This is a genomic window from Actinomadura sp. NPDC023710 (assembly GCF_040639875.1).
Classification (GTDB): Bacteria; Actinomycetota; Actinomycetes; order Streptosporangiales; family Streptosporangiaceae; genus Spirillospora; species Spirillospora citrea.
In genome coordinates, this window is sequence record NZ_JBFAGB010000085.1 from 1 (window position 1) to 13,203 (window position 13,203).

Here is a 13,203-nt window from a genome sequence, read left to right on the forward strand (position 1 = left end):
TGGAGCACTACAACACCAAACGCCCCCACTCAGCCCTGGGCGGCAAGCCACCCATCACCCGACTGTCACCAAGATCATGACCGAGTACAGCTAGGTCGCGGTTAGCGCGACGGCGCCGGTGAAGTCGAAGTCGTGGCCCTGCCAGGAGACCGGGGGCTCCCGCGCGCAGGTGGTTGCCGACGACGCGGATGACGGTGTGGCGGACCTCTCGAAGGCTGGGGAAGGCGGCACGGACGCGGGCGTGCTCGCCGAGGTCTTTGCCCTCGGCCGGTCCTTCGCCGGGATCGGAGCCGTAGGGCAGGCGGAGGAACGCGCACAGTACGTCGATGCAAGTTTGGCGGAAGTCGCGGGTGGGGGCGTCGTCGGCGAGCCCGGCCAGGGCGTGGACGCCGCCGAGTTGGATTGCGGGGGAGGGGTCGCCGAGTTGGGCGACGGCGCGCTGAACCGGTCGGTGTGCTGCTCCTGCTCGGTCAGTTCATGCGTGCGGCGCTGTCCTTCTTGCGCTGCCTCGACTCCTTCGATGGCGGCCTGGGCCGAGCGGCGGATTGCTCTGCCCGTGCACCGTATAACTGTTCGAGGTCGCCCTGCGGCCTGGCACTTAGGGGCTGGACGGTGCACCAGCTGCGGCATTCTGCCCTGCAGGATCCAACGGCTACCGCCCGCCACCGCCCTGGCCAAGTCCTGCCACCAGCGCATGGCCAGCCTCGTGCCTACGTCCGGCTCACTTCCGCTAGCGTCACCACCACCGCCGATCCCGCCATCCGCCCGTCTGAGACCGCAACGGTTAACGCTCGCGTGGGCGGCGACAAGTGCCCGGGCAACGGGTCCTGAGGGTGCTGGAGCGTGAGCGTCAGATGGTGAGTTCGGCGGTGAGTTCTTCGATGCGGCCGCGGATCTGGTCGCGGATGGGGCGGACGGCGTCGACGCCCTGGCCGGCGGGGTCGTCGAGCTGCCAGTCGAGGTAGCGCTTGCCGGGGAAGACGGGGCAGGTGTCGCCGCAGCCCATGGTGATGACGACATCGGAGGCCTGGACGGCGTCCACGGTGAGGACCTTGGGGATCTCGGCGGAGATGTCGATGCCCTCTTCGGCCATGGCCTGGACGACTGCGGGGTTCACGTGGTCAGCGGGCTCAGACCCGGCGGAGCGGACTTCGACCCGGTCACCGGCGAGGTGGGTGAGGTAGGCGGCGGCCATCTGGGATCGTCCGGCATTGTGGACGCAGACGAACAGCACACTGGGCTTGTCAGGCATCAAGGCTCCCTTGCGGGTCGAGGGTGGCAGGGGCAGGGATGGTCCAGTCCAGGTAGCGGACGCCGGGCACGAGGGCACACGCGCCGCCGCAGCCCAGCGTGATGACCAGATCGGCGGCGCCGACCAGCTCGTCGGTCAGCGGCTTGGGGAACTCGGCGGACAGATCCACGCCGAACTCGGCCATGACCTCGCCGACAGCCAGTTCCAGTTCGGCGGTCGGTGCCGTGCCTGCCGAGCGTGCTTTCACACGGCCTTGTCCGCGCGCTATGGCGAGTGCCGCTGCCATCTGGGAGCGTCCGGCGTGCGTCGCAGACGAACAGCACCTGGGGGACCGGCTTGGCCAGTCGGCCGTCGGCCTGGGCGAGGGCGGTGAGCCGCTCGGTGGCGAACCGCTCGGCCAGGACCACCAGGTAGGCGCAGATGCGCGAGGTGGAGTGCAGCTGTCGGTAGAAGTCGATGACCAGGCGCTTCACAGTGTCAGCGGAGACCAGTCCATGGAAGTGGGCGGCCGGTCGCGCGGCTATGCGGTCGAAGACGGCGCGGTTGACCGTCGCGCTCATCGTCGGCTCTCCAGCCGATCGGGTGCGTTGGAGAAGCGGCGGCGGAGCCAGAGCGAGACGTAGACGAGCCCGACCAGTACGGGTACCTCGATCAGCGGCCCGACGACGCCTGACAGGGCTTGGCCGGAGGTGACGCCGAAGGTTCCGATCGCGACCGCGATGGCCAGCTCGAAGTTGTTCCCGGCGGCGGTGAACGCCAGGGTCGCGGTGCGCGGGTAGGGCAGTCGGACGCCGCGTCCGAGGGCGAACGCCCCGCCCCACATCAGCGCGAAGTAGGCCAGCAGCGGGAGCGCGATCCGGGCGACGTCGCCGGGCTGGGACGTGATCGTCTTTCCCTGCAGGGCGAACAGGATCACGATGGTGAACAGCAGCCCGTACAGCGCGACCGGGCCGATGCGGGGAAGGAACCGCGACTCGTACCATTCGCGGCCGCGGGCCTTCTCGCCGAAACGCCGGGTAAGGTAGCCGGCCAGCAGCGGGACGCCGAGGAACACCAGCACGTTCACCACGATCTTGCCGGTGGAGAAGTGCAGGTCGCCTGTGTCCAGACCGAGCCAGCCCGGCAGGAGGTGCAGGTAGAACCAGCCGAGCACCCCGAACGCGATGACCTGGAACACCGAGTTGAGCGCCACCAGCACCGCGGCGGCCTCGCGGTCGCCGCAGGCCAGGTCGTTCCAGATGATGACCATGGCGATGCAGCGGGCGAGCCCGACGATGATGAGCCCGGTGCGGTACTCGGGCAGATCGGGCAGGAAGATCCAGGCCAGCGCGAACATCACGGCGGGCCCGACGATCCAGTTCAGGATCAGCGAGGAGATCATGAGGCGGCGGTCGCCGGTGACGGTGCTGAGCCGGTCGTAGCGGACCTTGGCCAGCACCGGGTACATCATGATCAGGAGCCCGAGCGCGATCGGGACGGAGATCCCACCGAGTTCGACCTTGCTCAGCGCGTCGTCCAGGCCGGGGATGGCACGTCCGAGCCCGAGGCCGACCGCCATCGCGGCGATGATCCAGACGGGCAGGAACCGGTCCAGCCTCGACAGCCCCGCGACCACCGTGGGCTCGGCGCGGCCCGCCGCAGTGGGCGCCGATTCGGTGCTGGTCATGTGCAGGGCCTCTTCCGCTGGTGCAGATCGACGTGGCGGGCGGCTTCGGCCAGGCCGGTGAGCTGAGCGGCCAGGTCGTCCAGCGCTTCGGGGCGCAGCCGGTAGTAGGTGAAGCGGCCGCACGGCTCGGTGTCGACCAGGCCCGCTTGGCGCAGCGTGCGCAGGTGGTTGGAGATGTTGGTCTGCTTGGCGCCGGTCTCTTCGACCAGGTGGCAGGTGCACAGGGCCTCGGCCGCCAGCAGCGACACGATCTGCGCGCGGAGCGGGTCCGCGAGCACCCTCATTACATCATTCTCTACTGACATCACCACAGGATGATACGTTAGCAGGGATGCTGACCTGCGGCTTTGCGCGCCGGTGGGGGTGTCGCCGTGCGCCAGGGCGCTGCAGGCGCTCCGACTTGGCCTCGTCGTCGGCCAGCGGGCTGCCGGGCTGGATCTCCCATGCCTGCGGTCGGGCTTGCAGTGCCTGGTGGCGCTGGTGCTCCCGGTCGGCCAGTCGCGCCAGTTTGTGCAGGAACTCCTGCTCGTCGCTCATGCTCGCCGCCGGTAGCCCGCGTCCGGCAAGACGGCCAAGCCATTTCCCCGACCGTTCTACCTGGGCGGCTGGTTGGCGCGGTCTTGGTCGGCGGGGCCGCCTGCGGTGGGGTCGGTGCTGGTGGCCGCGGCGCGGCGGGGGATGCTGCCCGTGGCCGCCAGGGCGGCCAGTGCCGCAGTGGCGGCGAGGGCTGCGAACAGGGCGGGGTAGCCGCCCAGGCCGGTGGCCAGGGCGGCTCCTGCGGCGGGGGCGATGGCGCCGGCGATCGTGACGGGCGCGGCCATGACGCCCGACAGGGAGCCGTAGGCGGCGGTGCCCCAGCGGTCGGATACGGCGGTGGCCTGCAGCAGGGTGGCGATACCGCGGGTGGTCCCGGCCAGGACGGCGATGGCGATGAGCAGCGGGAGGGGGCCTGGTACCGCGGCCAGCACGGTGGTGGTGAGGGCGGAGGCGGCCAGGATGCACACGGTGCGGGCGCGGACGCTGCTGCGGCGGACCAGGGCGCGGTAGCCCAGCCTTCCGGCGACCTGCCCGACGCCGCCCAGGCCGAGCGCCCAGGCGGCGATGCCGCTGGAGGCGCCGCGTGCGGTCAGCAGCGGAATGAGGTTGGTCAGCACGGCGTACATCGAGAACGCCGACAACGTCAGTGCTGCGGTCAGCAGCAGGAACGGCGAACTGCGGACCACCGTGCGGACCGCCGTGCGCAGCGCCGCGTCCATCTGGTCGTTGCTCTGGTCGCGGCCGGCATCGCCATCGCCTGCGGAGCCACCGGAGGCGGGGTGGCGCTCGATGGGCGGCGGCCAGGGGCGGCGCAGCGCGAAGTAGTGCAGCGGGATGGTCACCGCGGCCAGGACGGCGGCCAGCACCAGGTAGACGGCCCGCCAGGACATCTGGTCGGCAAGGGCGCTGGTGAGGGGCGCGAAGACGGTGCTGGCCAGCCCCGCGACGAGGGTGAGGGTGGTGAGCGCGCCCAGGTGGTGGGGGGCGTGGTAGCGGGTGAGGGCGGCGAACGCGGGCTGGTAGAGCACAGCGGTCATCGCGGTCCCGGCCAGCAGCCACGCGGCCACGAACCAGCCCAGGTTCGGAGCGGCCGCCAGGCCCAGGACGGCCAGGGCACCCAGCACCGAGCCGCCGGTCATCAGGGCGCGGGGGCCGTGCCGGTCCAGGGCGCGGCCGAGCGGGATGCCGCCGAGGGCGGCCAGGACGAGCGCGGCGGAGAACGCCGCGGTGATGGCCCCGGTGGACCAGCCGGTGTCGTGGCTGATGTCAGGGGCCAGGACGGGGAAGGCGTAGTAGAGGATTCCCCAGCTGGTGATCTCGGTGACGCACAGCGCGATCAGCGGGACGCGGGTGACCGCACCCTTGGCGGTGGCGCTGTTCGGGCTGCTGGGAGCGGTGGAGCCGGTGCCGGCGGCGGGATCACCCGTCGACGGCACCGGCCCTGGCGTCGATGGCTCGTGGAGCACCGGTCAGTTGTCGCCGCGTTCGGAGTCGCCGGAGTAGCCGTGGACGCTTCCGGTCGCAAAGCCCAATCCGGCGGGCGCGCCGATGCCGATGGTGACCGGCTCGGGCGCCGATCCACCGCAGCACGAGCCGCCCGCGGTGACCGCGGCCGGCGTCTCGGCGGGCTCGGTGCCGCAACTGGTTCCGCAGCCGTCGCCTGCAGAGACGCCGGCAGAGGCGCCGGGCAACTGGTCCTCAGCGATGAGGTTGGTGGAGCAGACGCCGGTCTCGGGCAGGTCGAGCTCAACCGCGTCGGCCGCGGCGCGGTCTCCAGCGAGCGCGGCGACGACTGAGCGGACCTGCTCGTATCCGGTGGCCATCAGGAAGGTCGGGGCCCGGCCGTAGCTCTTCATCCCGACCAGGTAGAAGCCGGTCTCGGGGTGGGCGAGGTCGCGTTCGCCGTGCGGGGGGACGGTGCCGCAGGAGTGGAAGTTGGGGTCGATCATCGGCGCGAGCCGGACCGGCGCTTCGGTGGCCGGGTCGAGTTCCACCCGGACTTCGCGGAGCATGTCCAGGTCGGGACGGAACCCGGTAGCCGCCACCACAGCGTCGGCCTCGATGACGCGCTCACCGTCTGGGGTCACGCCGACGACGTTCACGGGACCGGTAGCCGGGCCTGCGTTGGGGCTGGTGAAGCCGGTGATGGTGAAGCTGCGCACCAGCTCGATCTCGCCGCCTTCCACTGCGGCCCTGAGACGGATGCCGAGCGCACCGCGTGCGGGCAGGCCGTCGGCGTCGCCGCCGCCGTACAGGCGGGCGACCGAGGCGCTGCGCACGGCCCAGGTGATGCGGGTGCCGGGCGCGGTCTTGGCGAGTTCGGCGAGCGCGAGCAGGGTGTTGGCGGCCGAGTGGCCCATCCCGACGACCAGGGTGTGCTTGCCGGCGAAGCGGTCGCGGTCACGGCCCAGCACATCCGGCAACGGTCCGGTCAGGTAAGCGGCTGCCTGGTCCTCGCCCGGTGCGGACAGGCCGGAATGGCCGAGCGGGTTCGAGCGGCCCCAGGTCCCCGAGGCGTCGATGACCGCGCGAGCGGTCAGGTCGGTGACAGCGCCGTCCGGGCCGACGGTGCGGACCAGCAGCGGCTGCTGGTCGCGGCCGACGGTGCGGGTCACGTCCACGCCGCGCCGAGCGACGGCGACCACGCGGGTGCCGGTGCGGATCCGCCGGGCCAGTTCAGGCACCCGGGCCAGCGGAGCCAGGTAGTCGCGGACCAGTTCGGCACCGGTCGGCAGCGCATCCGGATCGGGCAGGGCCCACCCAGTGGGCTCCAGAAGGCGGCGGGCGGCGGCGTCGGTGTCGTACCGCCACGGCGAGAACAGTCGGACGTGCCCCCACTGCGAAATCGCAGCCCCGGCGGCGTCCCCGGCCTCCAGGACCAGGAAGTCCTGCCCGCGTTCGGCCAGGTGCGCGGCGGCGGCCAGCCCTACCGGCCCGGCGCCGATGACCACCACCGGCAGGTCCGCGGCACCCTCCTGCTCGTTGACGCAGCCGCAGCCGGCGCTGGTCTTGGCCTCGATCACGGTGACCGCCGGGTCCAGGGACTGCTCGGTGTCGCCGCAGCAGCCGCTGACCCCGCAGCAGCTGCCCGCGCCCCCCGACTGGCCCGTACCGGCCGCCTGCTCGGCGGGCTCCTGCGGGTTCTCGCTCATGGTGTCTCCTTGCTGCGTTGCGTGATGCCGAATATGAAGGTCGGCGGCCGATCACAACGGGCACGGTAGGCGGCGGTGGTGGAGCGGTCGCGGTGAGCGGCCCCGCGGCACGCGCTGGTGCAGACCTCGCCGCGCCCGTCCTGGAAGGCGACGCGCTCGCCCTCCTGGTCGCCCAGCTCCCTGTTTCGATGTTCTTCTAAGCAGGCCCCAGTTTGCAAGCCTGGATAGAAGGATGTCAAATTAGAGGCATGTCTAAGTTGCTGGAGTTGGACGATGTCACCGACCCGGCGTGCTGCGCGCCGCTGAGCGGCCCCACCCTCGGCGAGGAAGAGGCGGCCGAGCTGGCCGGGGTGTTCAAGGCGCTGTCGGACCCGGTCCGGCTGCGGTTGCTGAACATGATCGCCTCGGCCGAGGGCGGCGAGGCGTGCGTGTGCGACCTGACCGGATCCTTCGAGCTGACCGCCCCCACCATCTCCCACCACCTCAAGGTGCTGCGCCAGGCCGGACTGATCGACGGCGAGCGCCGCGGGACCTGGGTGTACTACCGGGTGGTCCCCGAACGGCTGACCCGGCTGGCGGGCCTGTTCGCCCTGCCCGCGCTCACCCCCGCCTGAGCCGCTCGCCTACGGGCTCAGCCGGGAGAGGACGTGGCGGGCGTCGGCGCCGACACCGCGCAGGGTGGCCGAGGCGAACGAAGGCTGCCACTCCAACCCGACGTAGCCGAGCCCGGGATGGGGGGTGGAGATCCCGCCGCGGTGCATCGGCATCCCGCCGCCGGGGGCCCAGGTGGCGGCCGTTCGAGGTCGTGGCCGGCGGGGACCCGCTGCGCTGCGCGCTGCGCGTGGCCGTGGGGCGGTTCCAGTGGGCCGCGCACTGCCGGCATCTCGTCCTCGCCGCTGACCGATCATGGCGGTGAGCCGCGTGGCGTGCGGGACGACCAGATGCGGCAGGTTCGGGGCCTTCTGGTCCCCCGAGGGAGGGCGATCCCACCGGCCCCCGGACGGGGCCGGTGGGACCTTCGCGTGTCCTACTTCAGAGACGGGGGGACGTCTGCGGCGTCGCCGAGCCCGACCAGGTAGTCGGCGTACTCCTTGGCGCCGCCCTTCGTGACGAGCCTGCCCTGCAGCGTCTCGTCGGCCGCGACCTTCTTGCCGGCGAGGACGTCGGCGGCGAGCGTCATGACCTTCTGGCCCAGCGCGAACGGCGACTCGGCGTTCGTCGAGTACATGTCGCCCGCCGCGACCGCGGCCAGTGCGTCGGAGATGCCGTCGTTGCCGACGAGCTTCACCTTCTTGGACAGGTTGCCGGCCTTCAGCGCCGACAAGACGCCCATGGCCATCTCGTCGTTCGCGGCGTACACGCCGTTGATGCCCGGGTTGGCCTGCAGCACGTTCGTCATCACGTTCAGCGCCTTGGCGCGGTCGAAGTCGGCGGCCTGCTTGGCGACGACCGTGATGCCCTTGTGCTTGGCGATCTCCTCGTTGAAGCCCTTGCTGCGGTCCTGCGCGACGTTCGTGCCGAGCAGGCCCTGGATCTCCACGACCTTGCCCTTCTCACCGACGGCCTCGGCGAGCGACTTGGCGGCGTTGCGCCCGGCCTGGACGGCGTCGTAGCCGACGAACGTGGCGAGCTTGCCGCCGGACGGCTTGCGGTCGAACGCCATCACCGGGATGTTCGCGCCGTTCGCCTGCGTCACCGACGACGTCGCCGACTGGGTGCTGACCGGGTCGATGATGAGGATGCCGGTCTGCTTGGAGATGGCCGTCGTCGCCTGGTTGAGCGCGGCGGCGTCGCTGTTGTTGGCGTTCTGCACGTTCAGCTTGATGCCGAGCTTGGCCGCCTGCGCCTGCGCGCCGTTCTTGACGCTGACGAAGAACGGGTTGTTGAGCGTGCTCATGATGATCGTCGCGTCCTTCTTGCCGGACGCCTTGCCGGTGGAGGCGCCGGCGTCCTCGCCGGCGCGGCTGCACCCGGTCAGGGCGAGCGCGGCTGCGGCCGTCACGGCGATCACGGCGCGGGTGGTTCGGGCCACGCGCATGGGAATCTCCTTTGCGGGGTTGGGGTGGGAGTCGGTCAGGAGGTCTTGGCGGCGGTGCCGCTGCGGTGGGACGGTCCGCCTTGTGCGGTCTGGTCCGCACGTTTCGGGATGAGGGATCGCAGCACGTCGATGTTGCGGTCCAGGAACACGGCCAGCAGGATGACCAGGCCCTTCACGACGTTCTGCAGGAACGGCGAGACGTCCAGCAGGTTCATCCCGTTGTCGATGACGCCGAGGACGAGCGCGCCGACGAGGGTGCCGAGCAGGGTGCCGCGGCCGCCGGCGAGGCTCGTTCCGCCGATGATGACGGCGGCGATGGCCTCCAGTTCCAGGCCGGTGCCGGCGGTGGGCTCGGCGGTGGACAGCCGGGCGGTGAGGATGAAGCCGGCGAGCGCCGCCAGCACGCCGCTGATCACGAACGCGAGGATCTTCACCCGGTCGGTGCGGACGCCCGACAGCCGGGCCGCCTCGGTGTTGTCGCCGGTGGCGTAGACGTGCCGGCCGAACCGGGTCCGCGCGAGCAGGTACCCGAACACCGCGAACACCGCCAGCATGATCACGACGGGGACGGGCACGCCGGCGATCCGGTTCTGCCCGATGCCCTGGAAGTCGTAGTCGGTGACGGCGACCGGGTTGCCCTTGGTGAGCTGCAGGCTGAGGCCCGACAGCACCGACATGGTGGCCAGTGTCGCGATGAACGACGGCATCCGCGTCTTGGTGACGAGCAGCCCGTTCACCAGCCCGATCGCGGCGCCCGCCGCCACGCCCGCGCCCACCCCGGCGACGAGACCGTGGTCGCGGAGCGTCTGCGCGGTGACGACGGCGGTGAAGCCGAGGGCCGCGCCGACCGACAGGTCGATCTCCGCCAGGATGATCACGTAGGTCTGGCCGACCGCGAGCAGCGCCGCGACGGACGTGGCCAGCCCGACGTTCATCAGGTTGTTGTGCGTCAGGAAGACCGGTGAGGCGATGGTCAGGATGATCCCGACCAGCAGCAGCATCCAGACCGCGCGCAGCCGGCGCGCGGCGGCGGCCGCCGAGGAGAGCCGCGACGGGGACGCGAGGCTCGTGACGGTGGAGGTCATGGGGCACCTACCAGTGCGTGCTCGAGGATGTTCTGTTCGTTGACGTCGTCGCCGGTGAGCTCGGAGACGGTGCGTCCCTCGCGCATCACGAGGACGCGGTCGGACATGGCGACGAGTTCGGGCAGGTCCGAGCTGACCAGCACGACGGCGACGCCGTCCGCGGTGAGGCCGTTGATGATCCGGTAGATCTCGGTCTTGGCGCCGACGTCGACGCCGCGGGTCGGCTCGTCCATCAGCAGCACCCGGGGCCCGGCCATCACCCACTTGGCGAACAGCGCCTTCTGCTGGTTGCCGCCCGACAGCGACCCGGCCGCGATGGACGGCGACGCCGCGCGGACCCGCAGGTCCGCCATCACCTTCTCGGTCTCCGCGCGCTCCCGGCCGCGCAGGACGACGTCGGCCTTCGTGAAGCGGCCGAGGGACGGCAGCGACACGTTCGCCTCGACGGACTGCTGCATGGCGAGACCCTCACCGGACCGGTCCGGGGTGACATAGGCGATGCGCCCGGAGATCGCCTGCCTCGGGCCGCGTGCCCGGACCGGCTCGCCGTCCACGGTCACCGTCCCGGACGTGAGCGGGTGCAGGCCGAACAGCGCGCGAAGCAGCTCGCCGCGGCCGCAGCCGACGACACCGCCGATGCCGAGCACCTCGCCCGCCCGGACGTCCAGATCGACGTCGTGGAACGCGTCGCCGCCCGACGCGCCCCGGACCCGCAGGACGACCCGGTCCGTGGTGTTGTGCTCCTTCGGGTAGAAATCGTCCACGGTGTCGCCGACCATCGCGGTGACGACCTGGGCGGGGGAGAGCGTCCCGGTGGGCTCGTCCAGGGTGACGCGGCCGTCGCGCAGGACGACGATCCGGTCGGACAGCTCGAACACCTCGTCCAGCCGGTGGCTGATGTAGAGGATCGTGACGCCGGCCTTGCGCAGCCGCCGGATCTGCTCGAACAGCCGCTCCGACTCCCGCTCGTCCAGCGCCGCGGTCGGCTCGTCCAGGATCAGCAGCCGAGGCCTGTGCGTCATCGCCTTGGCGATCTCGACCATCTGCCGCTCGGCGACGCCGAGTTCGCCGACCGGCCGCCGCACGTCGATGTCCAGGCCGAGATCCTTCAGGGCGGACACGGCGGCCTCCGCCATCCGGCGGCGCGACACCAGCAGCCGCCCGAACCGGCCCTCCCGGTCGAGGACGTGCATGTTCTCGGCGACGGACAGGTTCGGGAACAGGTTCTGCTGGAACTCCTGGTAGATGACCTCGATCCCGAGCGTCATCGCGGCCTGCGGGTCCTTCAGGACCGTGGCGCGGCCGTCGACGAGGACCGTGCCACCGTCCGGCTGGTGCGCGCCGGAGATCACCCGCGTCAGCGTGGACTTGCCGGCGCCGTTCTCGCCGCACAGCGCGACGACCTCGCCCGGCTCGACCGCGAGGCCGACGCCCCGCAGCACGTGGTTCTCCCCGAACGACTTGTGGACGTCGACCAGTTGCATCCGCATGTCGATCTCCCGTCAGTAGACGACGCCCGCGGTCAGCAGCACGTTCGCGTACGGGGTGAACTCCCCGGACCGCACCGCCGCCCGCGCCTCGCCGGTGGACCGCTTGAACTCGGTGTGCGGCACGAACCGGATCTCGACACCGGTGAACCGGGCCTCGATCTCGGCGAGCATCTCCGGGCTGTGCTGCTTGATCTCCTCCGACATCAGCACCCCCTCCACGGCGACCTCGGCGAGGACGGCGTCCAGCAGGTCGAGGAAGCGCGGAAGGTTCTGCCGCACCGCCAGGTCCACCCGCTCCACCCCGGGCGGGATGGGCAGCCCGGCGTCGGTGACGACGAGCTGGTCGGTGTGCCCGAGTTCGGAGATGACCCGGGCCAGCTGGCCGTTGAGCGTGCCGTTGTTGCGCCTCATCGGGCGGCTCCTTCCAGGGTGTTGCCGGACATCAGTGCGTCCACCTCGTCCCGACCGGGCAGGGACGGGCTCGCGCCGGGTCTGGTCGTCGCCAGCGCCCCGGCGGCCATGCCCCGCCGGATGGCACGTTCCATGGCGTCGCCGGCCGCGAGTGCCGCGCCCAGCGAGCCGGTGAAGGCGTCCCCGGCCGCGGTGGTGTCCACGGCGGTGACCTGGTAGGCGGCGAAGTTCCGGGCGCCTTCGCGGGTGACGGAGACGGCGCCGCCCGCGCCCAGCGTGATCAGCGCGTGGCCGACGCCGCGGTCGAGGAACCATCGCCCGGCCCGCTCGGCGGACGCCGGGTCGGTGACCTCCACACCGGTCAGCTCCGTCGCCTCGCTCTCGTTCGGCGTGACCAGGTCGATGTGCGGCCACACGTCGTCCGGGAGCGCCTGGGCGGGGGCCGGGTCGAGGACGACCGTCAGTCCGGCCGCCCTGCCCGCCTTCGCCGCGTGGCAGGTCGTCGCCGCGGGGACTTCGAGTTGCAGGAGCAGGACGCCGACCTTCCCGGCGGTCGCGCCGAGGCTCGCGTCGACCATGGCCGGGCTGAGGTCGGCGTTCGCCAGGGGGGTGATGACGATGTCGTTCTCCCCGGACGCGTCCACGCGGATGTGCGCGACGCCGGTGCGGCCGTCCACGGTCCGGACTTCGTCCAGTTCGACGCCGTACGACCGCAGGCCGTCCAGGACGATCTCGCGGAACGGGTCGCGGCCGACGCACCCGGCGAGCCACGTCCGTGCCCCCGCGCGGGCGGACGCGACCGCCTGGTTCGCGCCCTTCCCGCCGAGCACGAGGGTGAAGTCGTCGCCGAGCACGGTCTCACCGCGCCGCGGGAACCGTGCGCTGAACGCGGTCACGTCCGCGGTGATGCTGCCGACGACGAGAACACCGTGGGGTTCCATCGCGGTCCTCCTGTTCCGGCTGTTCGAGGCATGAGTGGGGAGAGGTCACGGCGATCGCGCCGTTTCCCTGGGCGTTTGCGGTTGTGGATCAGACCCCGACGGGGTGCCAGACGGTCTTGGTCTCCAGGAACGCGGTCATGCGTGCGGTTCCCGGTTCGGCGGTCCAGTCGTGGCCGGTGGGGCGTAGGACGCGTTTGAGGTTTCCGGCCGCGTTGTCTTCTAGTTCTTGGAGGTGTTCGGGGTGTGTGCCGGCGAGGTCGAGGGCGTTGATGTCCATGTGGGCGGCCAGCCAGGGTGTGATTTCGGTGCGGTGGCCGGTGAGGAGGTTGACGACACCGCCCGGCAGGTCGGAGGTGGCCAGGACTTCGGCGAGGGTGATGGAGGGCAGTGGTGCGGGTTCGGACGCGATGGCCACGGTGGTGTTGCCGGACACGATGACGGGGGCCAGGACGGATATCAGGCCGAGGAGCGGGGAGTCGGGTGCGACGACGGCGACGACGCCGGTGGGTTCGGGGGTGGAGAAGTTGAAGAACGGTCCGGAGACGGGGTTGGCGGCGCCGGTGACGGCGGTGAGTTTGTCGGCCCAGCCGGCGTACCAGACCCAGCGGTCGACGGCGGCGTCCACCTGGGT

General features: G+C 71.5%; 15 protein-coding genes and 2 pseudogenes. 2 read left to right on the forward strand and 15 right to left on the reverse strand.

The window, feature by feature from the left end; genetic code table 11:
- Positions 1-80, forward strand: an 80-nt coding sequence (locus AB0H37_RS44250; RefSeq protein ID WP_360618745.1) for an integrase core domain-containing protein, incomplete at its 5' end; no start/stop codon positions are given.
- 770 nt (positions 81-850) lie between these two features.
- On the opposite strand, the gene AB0H37_RS44255 is transcribed toward AB0H37_RS44250, so the two are convergent.
- From AB0H37_RS44255 to AB0H37_RS44290, 8 genes and pseudogenes are all read right to left on the reverse strand, one after another.
- On the reverse strand, positions 851-1,252 hold the full coding sequence (locus AB0H37_RS44255) for an arsenate reductase ArsC (protein ID WP_360618726.1): 402 nt from the start codon (positions 1,250-1,252) through the stop codon (positions 851-853).
- Positions 1,245-1,541: pseudogene (locus AB0H37_RS44260) on the reverse strand (phosphotyrosine protein phosphatase); the annotation flags it as partial. The gene AB0H37_RS44255 and the pseudogene AB0H37_RS44260, both read right to left, overlap by 8 nt.
- A gap of 82 nt (positions 1,542-1,623) precedes the next feature.
- A pseudogene (locus tag AB0H37_RS44265) lies at positions 1,624-1,812 on the reverse strand (three-helix bundle dimerization domain-containing protein); the annotation flags it as partial.
- Positions 1,809-2,918 (reverse strand): ACR3 family arsenite efflux transporter, encoded by a 1,110-nt coding sequence (gene arsB / locus AB0H37_RS44270; RefSeq protein ID WP_360618728.1) that lies wholly within the window; start codon positions 2,916-2,918, stop codon positions 1,809-1,811. The pseudogene AB0H37_RS44265 and the gene arsB, both read right to left, overlap by 4 nt.
- A complete protein-coding gene (locus tag AB0H37_RS44275) occupies positions 2,915-3,202 on the reverse strand; it encodes a metalloregulator ArsR/SmtB family transcription factor (RefSeq protein WP_329092204.1) in 288 nt (95 codons plus the stop codon). Before AB0H37_RS44275 ends, arsB begins: the two co-directional genes overlap by 4 nt.
- A 4-nt stretch (positions 3,203-3,206) precedes the next feature.
- Positions 3,207-3,455, reverse strand: a complete 249-nt coding sequence (locus AB0H37_RS44280; protein ID WP_329092202.1) for a hypothetical protein — start codon at positions 3,453-3,455, stop codon at positions 3,207-3,209.
- A 56-nt stretch (positions 3,456-3,511) separates the two neighbouring features.
- Positions 3,512-4,891 carry an MFS transporter gene (locus AB0H37_RS44285; RefSeq protein WP_360618730.1) on the reverse strand — a complete coding sequence of 460 codons (1,380 nt, stop codon included), beginning with the start codon at positions 4,889-4,891 and terminating at the stop codon, positions 3,512-3,514.
- 33 nt (positions 4,892-4,924) lie between these two features.
- Positions 4,925-6,607 carry an FAD-dependent oxidoreductase gene (locus AB0H37_RS44290; RefSeq protein ID WP_360618732.1) on the reverse strand — a complete coding sequence of 561 codons (1,683 nt, stop codon included), beginning with the start codon at positions 6,605-6,607 and terminating at the stop codon, positions 4,925-4,927.
- 248 nt (positions 6,608-6,855) lie between these two features.
- On the opposite strand from AB0H37_RS44290, the gene AB0H37_RS44295 reads away from it, so the two are divergent.
- Positions 6,856-7,221, forward strand: coding sequence for a metalloregulator ArsR/SmtB family transcription factor (locus tag AB0H37_RS44295; protein WP_360618734.1), 366 nt, complete (start codon positions 6,856-6,858; stop codon positions 7,219-7,221).
- Between the two features lie 9 nt (positions 7,222-7,230).
- Here AB0H37_RS44295 and AB0H37_RS44300 read toward each other — a convergent pair whose 3' ends face one another.
- The 7 genes from AB0H37_RS44300 to AB0H37_RS44330 all read right to left on the reverse strand — a co-directional run.
- Positions 7,231-7,374: a hypothetical protein gene (locus tag AB0H37_RS44300; protein ID WP_360618736.1), complete on the reverse strand. Its 144-nt coding sequence runs from the start codon at positions 7,372-7,374 to the stop codon at positions 7,231-7,233.
- A 260-nt stretch (positions 7,375-7,634) separates the two neighbouring features.
- Entirely contained in the window at positions 7,635-8,645 is a 1,011-nt protein-coding gene (locus AB0H37_RS44305; RefSeq protein WP_179834252.1) for a substrate-binding domain-containing protein, read from the reverse strand.
- Positions 8,646-8,680: 35 nt separating this feature from the next.
- The gene (locus AB0H37_RS44310) at positions 8,681-9,730 is read right to left on the reverse strand and encodes an ABC transporter permease (RefSeq protein ID WP_360618737.1); all 1,050 of its coding nucleotides are present in this window, start codon (positions 9,728-9,730) and stop codon (positions 8,681-8,683) included.
- A complete protein-coding gene (locus tag AB0H37_RS44315) occupies positions 9,727-11,220 on the reverse strand; it encodes a sugar ABC transporter ATP-binding protein (RefSeq protein ID WP_360618738.1) in 1,494 nt (497 codons plus the stop codon). The genes AB0H37_RS44310 and AB0H37_RS44315 overlap by 4 nt, the downstream gene beginning before the upstream one ends.
- Before the next feature lie 12 nt (positions 11,221-11,232).
- On the reverse strand, positions 11,233-11,631 hold the full coding sequence (gene rbsD / locus AB0H37_RS44320) for a D-ribose pyranase (protein WP_360618740.1): 399 nt from the start codon (positions 11,629-11,631) through the stop codon (positions 11,233-11,235).
- Positions 11,628-12,572 carry a ribokinase gene (locus AB0H37_RS44325; protein ID WP_360618741.1) on the reverse strand — a complete coding sequence of 315 codons (945 nt, stop codon included), beginning with the start codon at positions 12,570-12,572 and terminating at the stop codon, positions 11,628-11,630. The genes rbsD and AB0H37_RS44325 overlap by 4 nt, the downstream gene beginning before the upstream one ends.
- 88 nt (positions 12,573-12,660) lie before the next feature.
- Positions 12,661-13,203: aldehyde dehydrogenase family protein (locus AB0H37_RS44330; RefSeq protein ID WP_360618743.1), on the reverse strand; the 543-nt coding region annotated here is incomplete at its 5' end.